This is a genomic window from Labilibaculum sp., from assembly GCF_041595635.1.
GTDB lineage: Bacteria > Bacteroidota > Bacteroidia > Bacteroidales > Marinifilaceae > Labilibaculum.
In genome coordinates this window covers 1-19,186 of record NZ_JBFHJW010000072.1, presented here as the reverse complement: position 1 = coordinate 19,186, position 19,186 = coordinate 1, and the positions used below count along the sequence as shown (strand labels likewise).

At 37.8% G+C, this 19,186-nt stretch carries 12 protein-coding genes; 1 reads left to right on the top strand and 11 read right to left on the bottom strand.

Annotated elements, in window-relative coordinates; translation table 11 throughout:
- Positions 1–373: 373 nt before the first annotated feature.
- The 10 genes from ABYT26_RS15460 to ABYT26_RS15415 all read right to left on the bottom strand — a co-directional run bounded on the left by ABYT26_RS15460 (position 374) and on the right by ABYT26_RS15415 (position 16,041).
- Positions 374–2,845: a helix-turn-helix domain-containing protein gene (locus tag ABYT26_RS15460; protein WP_372755519.1), complete on the bottom strand. Its 2,472-nt coding sequence runs from the start codon at positions 2,843–2,845 to the stop codon at positions 374–376.
- Positions 2,846–3,049: 204 nt separating this feature from the next.
- Positions 3,050–4,285 (bottom strand): hypothetical protein, encoded by a 1,236-nt coding sequence (locus ABYT26_RS15455; protein ID WP_372755517.1) that lies wholly within the window; start codon positions 4,283–4,285, stop codon positions 3,050–3,052.
- Positions 4,286–4,363: 78 nt separating this feature from the next.
- Positions 4,364–5,812 (bottom strand): carbon starvation protein A, encoded by a 1,449-nt coding sequence (locus tag ABYT26_RS15450; protein ID WP_372755515.1) that lies wholly within the window; start codon positions 5,810–5,812, stop codon positions 4,364–4,366.
- Positions 5,813–6,046: 234 nt separating this feature from the next.
- On the bottom strand, positions 6,047–6,688 hold the full coding sequence (locus tag ABYT26_RS15445; protein ID WP_372755513.1) for a response regulator: 642 nt from the start codon (positions 6,686–6,688) through the stop codon (positions 6,047–6,049).
- 11 nt (positions 6,689–6,699) lie between these two features.
- Positions 6,700–9,249 carry an ABC transporter substrate binding protein gene (locus ABYT26_RS15440; RefSeq protein WP_372755511.1) on the bottom strand — a complete coding sequence of 850 codons (2,550 nt, stop codon included), beginning with the start codon at positions 9,247–9,249 and terminating at the stop codon, positions 6,700–6,702.
- Positions 9,250–9,337: 88 nt separating this feature from the next.
- Positions 9,338–9,982 carry a response regulator gene (locus ABYT26_RS15435; protein WP_372755509.1) on the bottom strand — a complete coding sequence of 215 codons (645 nt, stop codon included), beginning with the start codon at positions 9,980–9,982 and terminating at the stop codon, positions 9,338–9,340.
- Positions 9,983–9,993: 11 nt separating this feature from the next.
- Positions 9,994–12,717, bottom strand: a complete 2,724-nt coding sequence (locus ABYT26_RS15430; RefSeq protein ID WP_372755507.1) for an ABC transporter substrate binding protein — start codon at positions 12,715–12,717, stop codon at positions 9,994–9,996.
- Positions 12,718–12,908: 191 nt separating this feature from the next.
- Positions 12,909–13,349, bottom strand: a complete 441-nt coding sequence (locus ABYT26_RS15425; protein WP_372755505.1) for an Rrf2 family transcriptional regulator — start codon at positions 13,347–13,349, stop codon at positions 12,909–12,911.
- A 21-nt stretch (positions 13,350–13,370) separates the two neighbouring features.
- The gene (gene ric, locus ABYT26_RS15420; protein ID WP_372755503.1) at positions 13,371–14,096 is read right to left on the bottom strand and encodes an iron-sulfur cluster repair di-iron protein; all 726 of its coding nucleotides are present in this window, start codon (positions 14,094–14,096) and stop codon (positions 13,371–13,373) included.
- A gap of 304 nt (positions 14,097–14,400) precedes the next feature.
- Entirely contained in the window at positions 14,401–16,041 is a 1,641-nt protein-coding gene (locus tag ABYT26_RS15415) for a Zn-dependent hydrolase (protein WP_372755501.1), read from the bottom strand.
- 194 nt (positions 16,042–16,235) lie between these two features.
- Between ABYT26_RS15415 and ABYT26_RS15410 the strand changes: the two genes are divergently transcribed.
- Positions 16,236–17,432 (top strand): aminopeptidase C, encoded by a 1,197-nt coding sequence (locus tag ABYT26_RS15410; protein ID WP_372755499.1) that lies wholly within the window; start codon positions 16,236–16,238, stop codon positions 17,430–17,432.
- Positions 17,433–17,590: 158 nt separating this feature from the next.
- Here ABYT26_RS15410 and ABYT26_RS15405 read toward each other — a convergent pair.
- Positions 17,591–19,186, bottom strand: a 1,596-nt coding sequence (locus ABYT26_RS15405) for a SulP family inorganic anion transporter (protein WP_372755497.1), incomplete at its 5' end; no start/stop codon positions are given.

The following is a 19,186-nucleotide window of genomic DNA, read 5'->3' as shown; positions in this document are numbered from 1 at the left end:
AGGAGCGTGATGAGGAAAGTCTTAAACAGAAAAAAGTCTGGATCCCCACCCAGACTTTTCTACTAACCACTAATTACTAACCTAAATCTAATCTATGAAAAAACTTCTTTGTTTTCTACTCTACAAATGTAGGGGATAGCATTGCAAAATTGTTGAAAGAAAAGTTAAGGAAAGCTAAAAGTGTGGAAGGAGCGTGATGAGGAAAGTCTTAAACAGAAAAAAGTCTGGATCCCCACCCAGACTTTCTAAACCTTATTCTAACCTAAATCTAATCTATGAAAAAACTACTCTGTTTTCTTCTCTACAAATGTAGGTGATGTATGTGCAAAATTGTTGAAACAAAAGTTAAGGAAACTTAAAAGAGCGAATTTTGTTAGGATTTTGCATTTTTTAGAAAGGCTTCCACATAGCGAATTTCTGAGTAGGAATACTTGCTGCCCAAGGCTTGTTTGCAATCATTTATCTTTTCAAAGCCATCTTTTTCGAGCTGTTTTTTTATTTTTTTGATCTTTTTCTTTTCAACAAAGTCTTCCAAAGGCAACATGCCCAGTCCCACATAGTGTGCCAGGTGCTTTTCGATGGTTGCTACGGTTAGGTCTCTAAACGCTGCAATTTCACGTATATTTCTGCCATCTTTAAACAGCTCAAAACTGACTTCTTTGGTGTTTTGCTTGGCAGCTTTTTTTTCTTTTTTGACTTCAGGAGCCATAAAGTTCAGCAATCCTAAATTTTGACTCTGACGATATTCTGATACCATTTTAATGATATCTGCGCCGTAGCGCTCAATTTTCACCTTACCTAAACCATGTACATCTTTTAGCTGATCGGCAGTGTAGGGAAGTTGATTGGCAATATCCACTATGCTTTTTTGTGAGGCAATATAATACACAGGTGCGTTAATTCTATCGGCCAGTTCTTTTCTCCATTTCTTTAAGATTTGAAATAAATTTGGGTGTTTTACATTTTCATCAACTACTTCTCGAGGCTTTTTTAAACGGAAATTTTGTTTTTCTAAATGAGCTTTCGCACGAACCGTCTGAAAATCGCTAGTCATAAATCCGTGCAAACAGCTTGTCAAACAAACTAGTTTCACGCTGGTAATTTCGTTGAGCTGTTTCAAGTCGTTTTCTACTATTTTTTTAATGCTTTGATTATCGGAATCGAAACTGAAATTTTTAAGAATAGATTGCAGGTGTTCTTCTACTTTGCCTATAAAGTAATCCGAAGCTTTTTTGATTCTTTCCTGTGCTTCCTTGTGCTGATGAAGATCTGTTTGTTCGAAACAGTAACGTTTCAGCGAAGGAATAAATTTCTCACCCAAATTAAGAATTTCAGCGCCTATTAAGGGCAAAGCAGCCTGCATTTTATCGGCTAAATCTCCCTGTATGCTGTTTCGATTCTCCTGTAAGTGTTTGGTTGTGTAATTGCAAATTCGATAAATATCGTGAAAAGAGAAAAGTTCTTCGAGCAATTGAAATTGGTAATGACGAATCGATTCCTCTAGATTTTTTTCTCCAGGAGGATTATCTTCTATATTTTGGGTGAATTGCGAAACGCTCCGGTCACAAATTATTCCCGACTTACTTAGCGTAGATTTTAAAACCAAACCTTCTAAACTTTTGCAGCGACTTAGTGCCACATAAACTTGTCCGTGAGCAAATGCAGCATTGGCATCTATCACAGCTTTCTCAAAAGTTAAACCCTGGCTTTTATGGATGGTTATTGCCCAGGCCAATTTTAGTGGATACTGCGAAAAAGCACCCGAAATGCTTTCTTCAATCTCTTTACTTTCGGGATTAATACTATAATTGATGTTTTGCCAGTCTTCAGGAAATACTTCGATTTCAAAATCATCATTTTCGCATTTTACAAGAATGGCATCCTCATTAAATCCGGTAAGAGTACCAATTTTACCGTTAAAAAATAGTTTCTCGGGCGAGCTGTCGTTTTTCACAAACATAACTTGCGCACCTACTTTTAGCTGCAATTGTTCTTCGGTAGGAAAGGAGTATTCGGGAAATGTTCCTGTAATACTTGCGGTAAATTTCTTCGAATTCCCTTTTAATTGCTTTAGTTTTTCATCGTTGATTTTCTGAGCCCTAGCATTGTGAGTGGTTAGGGTAATGTAGCCATCCTTATCGGCGGGATTAAAATCGGGCAAAAAACGTTCTTCCAGCTTCTTGTATGATTCCTGCGAGAGCTGGCTGTTTCTTATTTCATTTAATATTTTAATGAACTGCTCGTCTTTTTGGCGATAAACATGTTTTAGTTCGATACTAATGTGTTGAGAGGCTAGAAAAGCGCGACTACTAAAAAAGAAAGGTGTTTCGTAATGATTTCGAAGCAAGCTCCATTCCTCATTTTTTACCACCGGAGGCAATTGTTGCAAATCGCCAATTAGCAAAACCTGAACACCACCAAAAGGTCGATTTCTATTTTTAAATTTGCGTAGGACTTCATCAATTCCGTCGAGTAAATCGGCACGAACCATACTAATTTCATCAATAATTAGTAGGTCGAGAGATCTTATCAGATCAATTTTTTGTTTTCGATATTTTCGGATCGGTGATTTTGATTCTCCTTTGGAATTCTTGTCGCCATTTAAAATTTGGCCGGGTAAAATGGGACCAAAAGGCAATTGGAAAAAGGAATGGATGGTAACGCCGCCAGCATTAATGGCAGCAACTCCTGTGGGAGCGACTACAACCATTCGTTTGGGTAGTTCTTCTTTTAACTGACGTAAGAAAGTCGTTTTTCCGGTTCCTGCTTTTCCTGTTAAGAAGATGGTGGTGTTTGTATAACGTACAAACTTATGAGCCAGATCCAGTTGCGAATTACGTTCCATTTTGTAAAGTCAGTTTTGTTGAAAAATAAAAATACAAAATGTTTATGGGAAACGAATACAAATTTATGTAAGATGTTTCCGGAAAGCTTAGTTATCTGATATCCAATTGAAATAGAGAATATAAAAGTTCAGATCCAAATTTTTAAAAATTCAGATCTGAACTTGAAAGATTCCTTTTTTTCAATTTACTAAGTCGATAAAGGATTAAAAAGAATATTTAAAGTGTAATAAAAAACGAGTACTGCTAATTACATCCGAATTGGCAACGCTTCCATCTACCTGAGTGGTTCCATAAGCTGTTCCGGTGTAAATTATTTCACCACCAATTTTCATTTTTCCAGCTAAAAACTCAACTCTTGGAGCTATTTGATACATGTAATCGATGTTAGAACCCAGAACGTATAATCCTACAAAGCTACCGTCTTCTTTAGCTAAATCGTCATCGGTTCCCAGATTTTTGCTGTAACCAGCATTCAAGCCGTAGCGAACATTTCCTGTGGTTGTAAATGCATCAGAAACCAAATTCCAGGTATTGGTATTTGTGTATTCGTAGTCGCCATTGGCTTTTACGTTTTTCACTCCATAGCCACCAATTAAAAAGAAATTGTTCATGTTCTGGCCATAGATATTTTGAATGTTCCACTTGAATTTTCGACCAGTAATGTTTAGCCATAAATCGCTGTAGTAGCTACCGATTTTCTCATCGGTTGAAAGACCTAAAGTATTTTCGGTTAAAGGCTGTAAGGTTTTATATCCTAGAGTAATTCCCCCTGAAAAAGTATTGGAAATTTTAGTTTCGAATCGAGTGTTGAATTCAGGAATACCAGATTGCTGTGCATATTCTACGCTGTAACCATTGGGTCCACTATTTTTAAAATCCATCTGCGAAAGCAGAGAAAAACTCCACTTACTATTGGCGAATTTACGGGTATATCTCAGCTGTGGAGATCGGTTTAAAACGCCAAAGGGAACGGCTGCTCCCCAGTGTAAAACCCTTGGAAATGCTGATTCGATAAAAAGTGGGTGCCAGTATTTACCCGCTATGAGCTGATCTTTTTCCCAATCTAATTTGATGAAAGCATGACGCAAGCGCAAGAGGCCGGTTTGATCGTTGGTTGTACCTACAAAATCTCCTTCAAGCACGGCGGTTCCTTTGGCTCCGAATGCCGAAAAACCTGTAACTGTTGCATTCAAGCGAGATTGTATGCTTGTCATCATAAATTCAGAGTAATCATTCACATCGTTTCCTTCTGTATCGAACGATTCTGCACTAGGGTAAAGAAGGATGGCTCCTTCGCGAGCACTTACTGTTTTTCGAGTATCGAAATAGGTTTCGGCAGCCACAAAACCGTGCAGGCTAACCACTGGTTTATCTTGGGCTTTTGCATGAATTCCTGATAATAGTAAGGCAATAAGATATAGGTTTTTAATAGTTTTCATTGTTTGGTTGGTTTAGGTTTCATTTATGGATCTCAGTACGTTTAATTTATTTGCGTATGAGATCCATTGAATATGAGTTTACTTTATTGATGTTGCCGTTTTCAGACTTGGGGAATATTTTTTATAGGCTACGTATAGGAAGACTCCTAAACTTAGCAAAGCTGTAAATATTCCGATAGGATAAGCAATGTGTTGCGATAATCCAAAACCTTCAGGTGCAATTATAATGTAAGTGGTAATTACTGCGGTCATAAAAGTTGCAGGCAAAGAAATAAACCAATGGCTTCTTCCTTTAGTAACCATATACATTGCAGCTGTCCAAAGAACAACAGTAGCAAGAGTTTGGTTGGCCCAACCGAAATATCTCCAGATGATCGCAAAGTTGACTTGTGTTAACAGAAATCCGACCAAGAACAAAGGAATGGTAATTAGTAAACGTTTGCTTATTGATTTTTGTGAAAAATTTAGCGAATCGGCAATGGTTAAACGAGCACTTCTAAAGGCAGTATCGCCTGAAGTAATGGGTGCAGCTACCACTCCAAAAATGGCCAAAAACCCACCAATTTTTCCCAGTAAGCTGTTGCAAATTTCGTTCACAACCCAAGCAGCATTGTGTCCTGTTACCGACATGCTATCTCCTAATTCACGTACGCCACCAAAAAAGGTCATGGCTGCAGCTGCCCAAATCATGGCAACAATACCTTCGGCAATCATGGTACCGTAAAAAATCTTTCTTCCCTGTTTTTCGTTGGTAATACAACGAGCCATTAATGGCGATTGAGTAGAATGGAAACCAGAAATAGCACCACAGGCAATGGTTATGAATAGGAGAGGGTAAATTGGATATTTGCTAGGACTGGCGTGCAGATTGACGATGTTTGCAGGAATCAATTCGGGAATGTGAAAATCTCCTAATAAAAGAGCTCCAGCAATACCAAAAGCCATAACTAGCAAGCAAAGACCAAAGAATGGATATACTTTTCCAATCAATTTATCGATAGGAACCATGGTGGCAATCAGATAGTATAGAAAAATGGCTCCAATGAGTATGGATACATTAAATCCGGTTAAACCGTTTAGAATACTCGCAGGGCCTTTAATAAAAACCACGCCTACCAATATCAGTAGAATAACCGAGAATACTCTCATGAAATTTTTGAAGGCAGGGCCTAAATATTTACCAACAACTTCGGGAATACTTGCACCCCCATGGCGCATGGATAGCATTCCTGAGAAGTAATCGTGTACTGCTCCGGCAAAAATACAGCCAAACACAATCCAAATAAAAGCTACAGGTCCCCATAGTGCTCCGGCAATGGCCCCAAAAATAGGGCCTAATCCGGCAATATTTAAGAATTGAATCAGGAAGATTCTTTTCCAGTTCATAGGAACAAAATCAACACCATCTTCTTGCGCAATGGCAGGTGTTGTTCTCTCTGGGTCGGCACCAAATTTGCGTTCTACAAACTTTCCGTACACAAAATAACCCAGAATCAAAGCCGCAATACATATAAAAAAGGTAACCATAGTAAATTTGTTTTGTATGAATACTAATTTATCCTTTGGATAATTTTCTGATACAAAACAAATGGAATCGTTTGCGGACTAAAAGGGTAGTTTTGCGCAATTGCATCAAAAATACCCTCACAAGCCTATGAGTGTAAATACGTATTTTTAGACTGTAAATAGCTTATAGTGAGTTTTATATGGTTCTATTTGGAATCAATACAATTAAAGAGTTATAAGAGCCTCTTTTTCAGATTAAATTTCGATAATGTTATTTTTAACGGCAAACATCACCATGGAAATGGAATTGGTGCAATTGGTTTTACTGAGCAGGTTGGCACGATGCCGCTCAACGGTTCGGATGCTAATAAAAAGAGCATCTGCTATTTTGTTGTTGTTGTATCCTTTGCAAATTAGCTGTAGTACTTGCAGTTCTCTATCGGTAAATTTGACTACTTCGGTGGGATTTTTCTGTTCTTTTCGTTTTTTTAGAATGCCAACGAGTAGTTCCTGAGAAAAATAGCTACCGCCTGCAGCTACGGTTTGTAAAGCGGTTGAAAGTTCATCCACATCTGAATTTTTTAGCAGAAAACCTTTTGCACCCGCCTCAACCATTTTGTCGTAATACTGTTCTTCTCCATGCATGGATAAAACAATTATTTTTAGGTTAGGGTGAAATTTCATGGCTTCAATGGTCGCATCAATTCCATTCATTTTAGGCATATTAATGTCCATTAGTACAATGTCAGGAGAGCTTACTTCCAGTAGATTCAGAAATTCGTGTCCATCTTCGGCTTCGGCAATTACATTGATTCCCTCCATATCGTCGAGGAGGAATCGCAGGCCTTTTCTGAAAATTTTGTGGTCATCAACGATGATAATTTTTTGTTCTTCCATTTTTCCGACATTTAAAGTTTTACATTAACAATGGCCATCATACCTCCAGTTTCCCGATTGCTTTGGATGTTGTGAGTTCCATTTAAGGAACGAATTCGACTCAAAATATTGTACAAACCCATTCCTGAGTTTTCGCTATTGATATCCTGAGGTTCAAAGCCTTTTCCATCGTCAATGTAAATTAGATTCAGAGAGTTATTTTCTTTGGCAAGTTTAATTTGAATGTTGCTAGCTTCGGCGTGTTTAATTGTATTGTTTATTAATTCGGTAACCACTCTATAAATCACCACTTCCACTTGTTGGTTGAGGCGTTCTTCCATATTTTTTGAATCCAGAGAAATGTTAATGGATTTGGAAAGGTTTATTTTATTGATGAAAGAATGAATGGCATTTACCAAACCAAAATCATTTAAAACATGAGGACTAAGGTTGTTCGATATTTCTTTAATATTTATCAGTGTTTCGGTGACAATTTCTCGCGAGGCACTTACCATTTGTTCATTTCTTTCGTTTAGTTTCGATTTTGCTAAAGCCGAAAGGTACAAATTAATACTCGATAGCAAGGGGCCAATTGAATCGTGCAAATCGGTTGCAAATCGTTTTCTTTCGTTTTCTTCGGCTTCAATTACTGCATTTAAAACTTTGCGTTCAGTTTCTTGCCGAATACTGATATCGCTTGCTACGGTCAAAATTAATTTACTATCGGCCAAATCAATTAAACTAATGTGAGATTCAACAGGAAAAGTACTTCCATCTTTTCGTTTTTGCACCGATTCAATTTTTAGAGACGTTTGTTCGGTATTGAGTTGTTTCCAGTAGCCACGAAGTTCATCAAGATTGTGCTTATGATCGATAAGACTAATATTTAAACCAATAATTTCTTCGCGCATGTAGCCCAAAAGTTTTGTGGCTGCAAAATTGGCATCTAAAATATTTCCATCCAAATCGTGCACAATAATTTCATCGGCAGCTTGTTCAATTAACGACCTCCAGCGTTTTTCCGAGGCTCGAATTTCTTTCTCATCTTCCTTAATTCTTTGTTCGGCAAGTTTTCTTTGTGTAATATCAATGAGAGTGCCTACCAGATTAATGGCTTGTTTTTCGCTTTCAAAATCAAGTATTTTGGCCTTGGCTTTTAACCACATACATTTCTTATTCTTGCCCTGAATGCGAAATTCGACCACCAAAAGATCAATTTCACCATTCTCTAATTTTCTTCGTTCTTTCAGGAAGATTTCTAAATCATCCGGATGGATTAATTTTTCGATAAACTTGGGTGTGTTCTGAACCAAATCGGCATTGTAACCTAGTTTTTCCCAAATATTTTTACTGATGTAAGTAGTGTTTTTGGTGAAGTTGTGTTCCCAAACACCATCAGAATTAGCGTCGAGCATGCGAAGAAGACGGTTTCGACTGCTTTTAAGCTCTTTGTTTCGGGCAATTAGTCGACTTTCGTTTTGTTGGCGTTTAAATTTTGAATAGCTTATAATCAGCATAGTAAGAATAATGAATGCAACGAGAATGATCAGGCTGATTCGATGTTTGGATAGAAAGGAAGGTGGTTGGTTGATGATGAGGCTGTTATTGGGAAGATCTTTGGCCTCAATTCCAAAACGTTTCATTTGGTTGAAATCAAATTGAAAGCTATTATAGCCTTCAGTAACTATTGGAATGCTGTTTATATTAGTTCCATCGATTACTTTAACAGCAATTTCGGCAGCCAATTTTCCTTGCCGAAAACCACTGGTAAGCATTCCTCCCACAATGCCTTCGTTAAAATAAAAATCCCAGGAGCTATAAATAGGCAGTTGGGTCACCTCACGTATGATTTCGATATTTTCTTGGTATGAGATGTAGTTTCCTTCTTGATCGCGACTGAAATTGAGAAGGAGAATTACGTTTGAATCATCGAGATTTTTCACTTTGCTCACCAAGTCCTGAATGGAAAGATTTTCTAGAAAAACGAGATTTACATCGCTGTGTAATTCGGGCCAAAAGCCAATGATATGATTTCGATTGATAACTGCCGAAGTGGTGATGTTATCGTTAATTACCACCAGGTTTTTTGCTTTGGGATGTAGTCGTAAAGCTTGCTCGATGGTTTGTTTAAAATCGATGAATTCGGTAACGCCAGTAATGTTGTTCATCCCTTGAATTAAGCTATCGTCAAACTGATCGATAGAGCAAAATACAATTGGAATATCCTTAAAAAATTCTTTCTGATGATCGCGTGTGAAGTAAAGTGCATTATTATCTGAAGCAATTACCAAACTGTAAGGGATCCCTTTGTGTTTGAGTCGGTATAGCTTCACAAATTCATCCAGGTATTCTTCATCGTACCTGCGTTTGGTATCCATGTACTCAAATTGGATTTCTATGTTTTCGTGTTGGTTTAAAACCGAAAGAATTCCTTTGGTGATGTTATCGGTCCAATTCAAACCCTGATGGTAGGAATGAAGAACAAGAATTTTCTGTCTTCTGGCCGATGCAGTAAGCAGCATGGTTAGCATCAGGAAACAGAAAATACAAATTCGCTTGAGCGACTTAAGTTGAATTTTCATAGGTATTAGTTATTGGACTAAAAAAGGAATTTACTCAGCCAAATACAAGATACAAATTGAGAAGAAGAATAAAAATTAGCTTGTCGATCTACTCAATTTCAACAATTTTGTTTTTAACGGCATACATCACCAGCGAAGTAGAATTCTTACATCCTGTTTTGCTCAGTAGGTTCGATCGGTGGCGGTCAACAGTTCGTTGACTAATGAATAGTTCTTCGGCAATTTCGGCATTGCTGTATCCGTCGCAAATTAATCTGAGTACTTCCAATTCGCGACTCGATAGTTTTACGGCATCTTGGCGTAATTTGTGCAATCTTTTCTGATCGAGAATATCTACCAATAGTTCTTGTGAGAAATAGCTTTTTCCTGCCATTACGGCCTCCAAAGCAGAAATAAGTTCATTGGCATCAGAGTTTTTCAGAAGAAATCCTTTCACGCCGGCATCTAACATTTGATCGTAGTATTCTTCTTCGCCATGCATCGAGAGTACAATGACCTTTAAATCTGGAAATTTCTTGATGGCTTCGCGTGTGGCTTCAATGCCGTTCATTTCGGGCATATTAATATCCATTAAAGCAATATCAATTTCTACCTTTTCGGCCATTTCCAAGAATTCTTTTCCATTTGAAGCTTCTCCAACAATTTTGATGTGGGGAACATTATTCAAAAGAAAACGCAAACCACTTCTAAACATTTTGTGGTCATCTACAATCATTACTCTGTATTCACTCATGTTTTTTTTTATTACAGATTAATTTCAACTACTGCCATCATTCCTCCTCTTTTTGGATTGCTTTTTATCTTATGAGAACCATGTAGCGAACGAATTCGGCTCAAAACATTATACAATCCCATTCCGGTAGAGGTGCCGGCGTTAATTTGCTTGGCATCAAAGCCAATTCCATTATCTATGTAAATTAGCGAAAGCAATTGTCCTTCACGCGATAAGTTGATTTCAATATTGCTTGCTTTGGCGTGTTTAATGGTGTTGTTGATTAGTTCGTTAACAACCCTAAAAATAACAACTTCAACCTGATGATTGATGCGTTCCTCCATATTTTCAGCATGAAAACTGATATTAATAGTTTGTGATAGATTGATTTTGTTCGTAAAGGAGCGAATGGCTTTTTCTAATCCAAAATCGTTCAAGATGTGCGGACTTAGGTTGTTCGAAATTTCTTTAATACTCACCAGAGCTTCGTTTACCGCATCAACCGAGGCTTTTATAATGTTTTTTTTCTCAGATTGGGAATTAAATTTCTCTAAAGAAGATAGGTACAAATTAATGCTCGAGAGCAAAGGACCAATTGAATCGTGCAAATCGGTAGCAAAGCGTTTGCGCTCACTTTCCTCAGTATTGATAACGGCATTTAAGATTTTGCGCTCAGTTTCCTGTCGCTTACTGATGTTATTCACCACCGATAAAATGAGCTTGCTGTCTTGCAGTTCGATCAAACTCAAATGAATTTCAACGGGAAAACTGCTGCCATCTTTTCGCTTTTGAACCGATTCAAAAGAAAGGGAAGGAGTAGAGGCATTTAATTTTTTCCAATAGGTATGTAATGCGGAACTACTGTGTTCTAAATCTATTTCGCTGTAGTTTAGGTAGAGAATTTCTTTGGGGTCGTAGCCTAGCCAGTTGCAAGCTGCCGAGTTGGCATCCAATATTTTACCATTGGTATCGTAAATTAAAATTTCGTCGGATGCTTGCTCGATAAGTGAGCGCCATCTTTTTTCAGAAACACGAAGTTTTTGTTCCTCATTTCTAATTTTTTCTTCGGCAAATTTTCGTTGGCTGATGTTGATTAATGTTCCAACAATATTCAGTGGTTTCCCTTCTGTATCATAATCGAGAATTTTTCCTTTTGCTTTGAACCACATCCATTTTTTATCTTCTGCAAATATTCTGAATTCAACAATGAACAATTCACTTTTCCCCAGCTTGTTTTGCCGCTGTTTTTGTTTGATGATCTGTAAATCTTCGGGATGTACGAGTTCACAAAGTAAATTTTTGGTTTTGCTAATGGTCACTGATTTGTAACCCAGTTTGTCCCAAATAATTTTACTGATATAGATTTGATCAGTTTTGAAATTGTGTTCCCAAACTCCATCCGAATTGGCATCAAGCATTCTAAGCAGTCGATCACGACTACTTTTTAGTTCCAGATTCGCTTCTTCTAAGTTTTCGGTTCGTTCCTTAACGAGAGCAAGCAGATTGTGTCGATGGTCTTCCAGTTCTTTATTCTGTTTTATAATTTGGCCAGTTTGCAATTCCAGTTTTTCGTTGGCAAAAAGCACTTCCTTGGTTCTTTCCGCAACTCTTCTGTCTAGCTCTTCATTTTCGGAGATTAGTTTCTTCTCGTTTTCTTCTCTCTTCAATTTCGAAAATCTTAAAATAATGGCAATTATTAAGGCAAAGGCAATCATTACCAGCAAAGAATTTTGATATTGACGAACGATAGAGGGCGGTTGATTGCTTATGATGCTGCCTTTGGGAAGTTGGCGAGGAAGAATTCCAAATCGTTTCATCTGTTCAAAATCGAATTTGAAGCTGTTATAGCCCGATTCCACAATTGGAATGTTATTAACTTCTTTTCCTTTGAGAACCTGAAGTGTAATTTTAGAAGCTAGTTCTCCTTGTTTAAACCCACTTGTGAGCATACCTCCCACAATTCCCTCATTAAAATAGAATTCCCAACTACTGTAAATAGGCAGTTTTGTGGCAGTTCGGATGATCTCTATGTTTTCCTGATAGGAAATAAAATTTCCTTCCTTATCGCGACTAAAATTGATGAGGTAGATAATACTGTTGGGATCTAAATTTTTCACCTGATTGACCAGTTCATCAATGCGCAGATTCTCTAGAAAAACGAGCTGAACATTGGTGTGTAAATCGGGCCAGAATTTTTTTATATTGTTACGGTTGAGTATGGCCGATTTTGTGATGTTGTCGTTGATAACCACCAATTGTTTCGCCTCGGGGTGCAATTGCAAAGCCGTTTCGATGGTTTTTCGGGAGTCAATTTCTTCGGTTACTCCAGATACATGGTCAATTCCTTGTACCAATACATTGGAATATTGATCGATACTACAGAAAATGATGGGCGTATCTTTAAAAAACTCTGAATAGTAATTTCGAACAAAATCCAGGGCATTGTTATCGGAAACAATAATGGCATCAAATTTATTTTTAAGATGTTTCAGACCATATAAGTTGGCAAATTCCTGCAGGTATTTAGGATTTGAATTCCGTTTTGTATCCATATACTCAAACATCAACTCCAAATTATCTTCATGATCCAATACCGATTGAATTCCGGCAGATACATTATCTGTCCAGTTTAAGCCTTGATGATAGGAATGCAAAACGAGCACCTTTTGTTTTCGAGCCGAAACCTGAAAGCCAAAAACCAAGAGCAGGAAAAGCAAAAGGCTGGTTTTCCAAAGAATATGACTCGTTTTATTCATATGCAACTTATACATCGGCAATACTAAATGGTTTTATTCAGACAAATTTAATGAATTGGTAAGATACAAAGCCTAATTAGTAATCGGTATGTTATAGAATAGATCGATTGTGGAAGGAATTAATTAGTAAAATGCAAGAGTATATAATTGCAGAAGTGGAGCCAAAAATAGATCACCGACTTGCTCCTGTGTTAGCTGATGTTTTGAGTGAGAACGGCTTTTCCGCTTAGTATTTTTTTTGCCAGCGATTGAACGCTTCTTTTTTTTACAAGAACTGCATAATTGTTCCGTAATTCGGCAAAATCATCATGTAAGGGACATCTGTTGTTCCCATCGCATTTTTCGAAGCCAAAACTGCAGCGAGTAAATAATTCTTCACCATCAATAGCTATAATAATTTGGTTCAAGCTCAGGTCTTTACGATTTGGATCGAAGAAAAAGCCACCATTACGCCCCTTTATGCTTTTAATTAGCTCGAAGCGAGTTAGTATCTGCAATATTTTTGCGGTAAAATGTTCTGGCGATTTGATGTTTATGGCAATCTCTTTGAACCCCGGACGTTTGTTTTCCCAATTTTGCAATTGGATGTAAACCAGGGCACGGATTGCATATTCGGCAGTTTTTGAAAGCATATTAAAGGGTTAGATGTAAGATTAAATATTTTTCTTTACATCTAATTCTAAATGAATAGCCTTAGGAAATAAGATGTTGTTTTCTAGATGAATATGTCTGTATAAATCTTTCTCGAATGCGAATAGGTTTTCATAGGCAGCACGAAACGTAGTGCAGGCACCTTCGGGTGGGTGATAAGAATGAGTCAATCGAGATATTTCTTTGAATCGAGCACCTTCATTTTCATGATCATTAAGTAAGGATGAAATGCTTTCTTTTGCATCAATCTCGAAAGAGGAGTTAGCGACTGATTCTCCATTTTTTATCTTAACCAGGTTTTCGATTAAGGGGAAAAGTTCAGTTTCTTCTTGCCCCATATGCTGAATTAAGTTTTGAACCGATTCTTTAAAATGTGCGTTTACTACTGCAATTTCAGAATGTTTAGCACCATGTACCTGTTCAATTTTATTTAAAAATTTAGAGATTATTGGAACTTGTTCGCGAACGTAAGAATGGTGTTTCTCTTTAATGTATTGAATTAACTCGCTTACTGGCATTTCATCAAACTTGGGTACACAAACAGGTATTTTAATGGCTTCTTTTAGTTGAGTAATTACCATGTTTGGATCAATTGATTTCTCTGCACATGCTTCCAGCAGACTCTGTTTTCCACCGCAGCAAAAATCAATTTGATGATCATCGAATATTTTAATGGTCTGGAAATGACTCTTCACAATATCTCCTACACTTGTTTTCTGATTAATCATGGTGTACTCCAAATTAAGTAATTGAATAAAACTCACAAAAAGAAGACAAAAGGATCTTCTTTTCGTCAAAAATAGAGGAATATTTTAGTAATTACAAAAGAAAGGGAAAAGATTTCGGGTTTTAGTTAGGCGATAAGGAGGAAGGTAATTATCGATATCACTCCATAACCTATGCAAGTAAACAGGAAATACTTAATGCAGAGAACTGAACTGTAGTGATGACCTAAATAAAAGAGGCTGAATCCATATCGATTCAGCCTTTTTGCTTTTTTTTGATTTTTAAAGGAGATAAAGGGTGGTATTTTTACAAACCCATAACTTTTGCTCCTTGTTTGTACACAATATCTTTAGGAATTCCAGCATTGTTCACACGATTTAAATCTTTCTGAAGGTCTTCACGAATAAAACCTTTTTCGGCAATCATTTGTTCGGCCGCTTCGTAGTTGCCATCCCCTTGAATAATCAGAATTTGTTTTCCCAATTCATTCATGGCAACTCTCATTTTATCGAAATTAACGGAATAAGTTCCTGTTTCTGGATTCCTGGAGAAAGCACCTTGTTCTTCGAAGAAATAGAAACGGATCATATTGGCTTTTCCATGCGCACTAGCTGCACCAAACCGAACCGAGCGAAAAATTCCAGCCATAAAAGTCACATAGTTATCCATTAGCTTGTCGGCATCTAACTCGCCCCATTCAGCCATTTTTGTTATCATGAATAAGCCCAGAATATCCGCTTTGCCTTCCTCTATAGAGGTGTAGGTATCTTTCAGTACTTTGCGCACACTTTCGTGATCTTTTAAGGTGTATTTTATTCCTAAACCATGTGCCACTTCATGAAACATTACATTTTCGAAGAAAGCATCAAAAGTGATGTTTTTGAGTTGACTTTCATCTATCAATACATTAGCAATAGGAACTAAAATCTGATCGAATTTTGCCTTCATGGCATTTTTCAATTGCAATTTGCGTGATCCTTTCTGAGCATGTACACGAGGATCATTAGGCAGGTTAATGGCAATGTTCTTGCTTCCCGCGTTGCAGTCGCCAGCAGAGTAAACCACATCGTAGGCATTTAAATCTGCATTAGCATTGGCTTTTTCGGCTTTGTATTCTAATGGAACGGGCAAAGCTTTCTGAAGACGAGGTAGTAAGAAAGCAAATTTGGAAAGTTTTTCACTCCAAACCTTATCTTTCACTAAAATTTGGCCCGCGTGAGAAGCTTTGTAACCGTACAAGGCATCTTCGTAGGTTTCAATAGGGCCAACCACAAAATCGATGGTATTGGTTTTCATATCCATCCAAGCCAAATCCGAAGCCAAATAATCGTCGGTAAGCAAAGCGGTAGCGCGTAGTTCAAGGTGTTTTTTCAGGCCAGCATTTTCGGCTAGTTCAGCTGCTTTCTGCAACAGTTCGGCAGCCTTTTCAATTTGTTCTTTATAGGCTATATGAAAGGGAACTACTACCAATTGTCCGCTGTCATCGCGTTGTATTGTAGTATACCAATCTGTCTTCCTTTCATCCTGAAGAGCATCAAATTCTTCTTTGGTCATATTTGCCGGGTAAAAATTGGCTCCTTTGGGTTTTTCGCCGTAAGCTTTCACAAAGGCTTTGTTGTTATCTAAACGATCCCAAGGTCCGTAGTTAATTCTTGCGTAAGCAACTACAGCTGGATCTGTCAATCGACTTAAAAATTCAGTTTTATCTCCAATGGCATCTTTCCAAAATAGTTCCTCCATAATATCGGCTACTTCTATAAGAATAGGAAGCATCTGTTTTTCTTTTTCAGTCAATACGCTAAGGTCAGTAGTCAATTCTACTTCGGCATATTGATCTACCAATTTTTGAATCGGAGAAGGTTCGGCTTGTTGGCTGGGTTTTTCATTACATGCTGAAAAGCTAATTGCAAAAGCAAATAGCAGGGTGAATGATGCAAAATTTTTCATCTTTCCAATCAGATTTTAAGTTAGAAATTGTTGTTAGGTTCTTGTTGTTAGAACGATTGGGTTCTTGTAATATTATTTACCTTGTGATTTCATATCACAACACTCAAAAGTACGTGCAAAGAATTGCAATATCAAGAGCTAATTGGCTTAACACGATAGTTTTGAATTTATTTAAACAACAAAATCAGACTGTAATGAGATTTAAAATTTTATTGGCTCTCTTCCTAAGTTCAGGGCTATTTCAGCTTGCTGCTGCCAAAAAGAAGGAAGAATCTAAAAAAACCTACCAGTTTACCATCGAAAAACAACTGGAAGCTACGCCTGTTAAGGATCAGTACCGATCGGGAACTTGTTGGTCTTTTGCAAGTATTTCCTTTTTAGAATCGGAACTCATTCGAATGGGAAAAGGAGAAGTAGACCTTTCGGAGATGTTTATTGTCAATCGCAACTATCATCTGCGTGCGGTTGATTATGTACGTTATCACGGGAAAAAGAGTTTTTCGGCTGGTGCTGAAGGATGGGATGTTTTGAATGCGATCAGGCAATTTGGTTTGCTTCCTCATCAAGCGTATTCGGGAAATACTTTTGGCGAAACAATGCCGGTGCATGGCGAAATGGATGAGGTTTTAAAAGCCTATGTCGATGCTATTGTAAAGAATAAGAACAAAAAAATTACGCCGGTGTGGATGAAGGGATTTGATGGGATTCTGGATGCTTATTTAGGAGAGATTCCAGAGACTTTCACTTTCGAAGGCAAGGAATATTCTCCAGAATCGTTTCGCGATGATATGGGTTTGAATATGGACGATTACATTACCATTACTTCCTATACTCATCATCCGTTTTACGAAAAATTTATTTTTGAAGGTCCAGACAACTGGTCTTTGGGTGAAGTGTATAATTTGCCTGTGGATGAAATGATGCAGGTGGTCGATCATGCCATAGCTTATGGCTATACAATTGCCTGGGGAAGCGATGTGAGTGAGGATGGTTTTTCGTATCGCAAAGGTGTGGCCGTGGTTCCCGATACAGAAATAAAGAACATGGCCGATTCGGAAATTTCCAAATGGGAAGATATGAGCAGAGAGGAACAATCGGCTTATGGTTCCGATTATCCTGTAAAAGAGAAAGTAATAAGCCAGAAAATGCGCCAAAGCGCTTTCGATAATTACGAATCTACCGAAGACCATTTAATGCACATGGTGGGAACGGCGAAAGATCAGAATGGCAGTAAATACTATCTGATTAAGAATTCTTGGGGAACCGATAACAATCCATATCAGGGCTATTTTTATGCTTCGAAAGCATTTGTAGAGTACAAAACCATTTCATTGATGTTGCACAAAGATGCCATTCCTGAGGAGATTGCTAAAAAATTAGGTCTGAAATGAGATTCAAATCATGATAAATTTGGACTTGGATAACTATTCAAGTCCTTTTTTTTTGTCTAAAACGGCTTGACTATAAAAACAAAACACCTCCTCCCACGCGGGAAGGAGGTGAAAAAAAAGCACTGCAAATAAATTTGCAGTACAAATGTATATTGAGCTTAGTCTATTTTTACTTGATCGGTAACCACATAGTATCTAGGATCATCGATATCTTTTAGAATGACAGTTTGGAAGTGATTGTTTGCTGTTTCAAGTAGATTGATGCAATCCTCACTCAAGTGTTTCAATTTAATGGTTTTTCCTGAATTTTCATATTTGGCAACCAAATTACTAATTGCTTCTATTCCCGAATGGTCGGCTACACGTGATTCCATAAAATCGATTTCTACCGATTCAGGATCATTTTCCACATCGAATTTGTTGTTGAAAGTAGTAATGGAACCAAAGAATAATGGTCCCCAAATTTCGTATACTTTTGTGCCATCTTCACGCAAAGATTTTCTGGCACGAATTTTACGGGCATTATCCCACGAAAAGGCAAGTGCACTCACAATAACTCCAACCAAAACAGCTATGGCTAAATCAAAAATTACGGTTAGTCCAGATACTAAAATCAGAACAAAGGCATCTGCTTTTGGAATTTTGAATAGTACATTAAAGGTCGACCAGGCAAAAGTTCCGATCACAACCATAAACATTACACCAACAAGTGCCGCAATAGGTACCATTTCGATGTAAGGAGAAGCAAATAGAATAAATATTAGTAAGGTTGAGGCAGCAACAATACCTGAAAGTCTTCCGCGACCACCCGATTTTACGTTGATTAAGGATTGACCAATCATAGCACAACCACCCATACCTCCGAAAAATCCGGTAACGATATTGGCAGCTCCCTGAGCCATACATTCGCGGTTTCCATTTCCACGACTATTGGTAATCTCATCCAAAAGGTTGAGTGTCATTAAGGATTCAATCAACCCGATGGCAGCAAGAATAGCAGCATAAGGAAGAATGAAGGTAAGGGTAGTCCAGTTCAAAGGAACCATTGCGAACAATTGGCTTTGGAAAGTAGGCAAACCACCTTTTAGACCCGATCCACCACCATCACGAATAAACGATCCTACTGTGCTAACATCTAAATTACCGAAGATGACAATTGCCGATACCACCACAATAGCAGTAAGAGCGGCAGGAACTTTCGAAGTTAGTTTGGGAAGAAAATACATGATTGCCATGGTTAGGATTACTAAGGCAATCATGGTGTAAAGACTGATTCCTTCCAACCAAACAGCTTGAACTCCAGAAATATCTTTAAACATGCCTAGTTGCGATAGGAAGATTACAATGGCCAAACCGTTCACAAAACCCATCATTACCGGGTGAGGAATGAGTCTTACAAATTTACCAAATTTAAAAACACCAGCTAAAAATTGGATGACACCTGCCAGCACAATAGTAGCAAACAAGTAATTCAATCCCATATCTTGAATAGGGTTAGCCATGGCCATTCCCATTTCATTTCCTTCTCTTACCAAGCTAACTAAAACCACCGCCATTGCTCCGGTTGCACCAGATATCATTCCAGGACGACCTCCAAAAATAGAGGTAATTAAACCGACCATAAAGGCGGCATAAAGTCCTACTAAGGGATCAACTCCTGCCACAAAGGCAAAGGCTACTGCTTCAGGCACTAAGGCAAGTGCCACAGTTAAGCCTGATAAAATATCATTTTTTGAATTTGCTGCTTGCTTCTT

Bases quoted from the DNA above. Each gene is read 5' to 3' on its own strand.
- ABYT26_RS15460 (WP_372755519.1), bottom strand. From the start codon at position 2,845: ATGGAACGTAATTCGCAACTGGATCTGGCTCATAAGTTTGTACGTTAT.
- ABYT26_RS15455 (WP_372755517.1), bottom strand. From the start codon at position 4,285: ATGAAAACTATTAAAAACCTATATCTTATTGCCTTACTATTATCAGGA.
- ABYT26_RS15450 (WP_372755515.1), bottom strand. From the start codon at position 5,812: ATGGTTACCTTTTTTATATGTATTGCGGCTTTGATTCTGGGTTATTTT.
- ABYT26_RS15445 (WP_372755513.1), bottom strand. From the start codon at position 6,688: ATGGAAGAACAAAAAATTATCATCGTTGATGACCACAAAATTTTCAGA.
- ABYT26_RS15440 (WP_372755511.1), bottom strand. From the start codon at position 9,249: ATGAAAATTCAACTTAAGTCGCTCAAGCGAATTTGTATTTTCTGTTTC.
- ABYT26_RS15435 (WP_372755509.1), bottom strand. From the start codon at position 9,982: ATGAGTGAATACAGAGTAATGATTGTAGATGACCACAAAATGTTTAGA.
- ABYT26_RS15430 (WP_372755507.1), bottom strand. From the start codon at position 12,717: ATGAATAAAACGAGTCATATTCTTTGGAAAACCAGCCTTTTGCTTTTC.
- ABYT26_RS15425 (WP_372755505.1), bottom strand. From the start codon at position 13,349: ATGCTTTCAAAAACTGCCGAATATGCAATCCGTGCCCTGGTTTACATC.
- ric (WP_372755503.1), bottom strand. From the start codon at position 14,096: ATGATTAATCAGAAAACAAGTGTAGGAGATATTGTGAAGAGTCATTTC.
- ABYT26_RS15415 (WP_372755501.1), bottom strand. From the start codon at position 16,041: ATGAAAAATTTTGCATCATTCACCCTGCTATTTGCTTTTGCAATTAGC.
- ABYT26_RS15410 (WP_372755499.1), top strand. From the start codon at position 16,236: ATGAGATTTAAAATTTTATTGGCTCTCTTCCTAAGTTCAGGGCTATTT.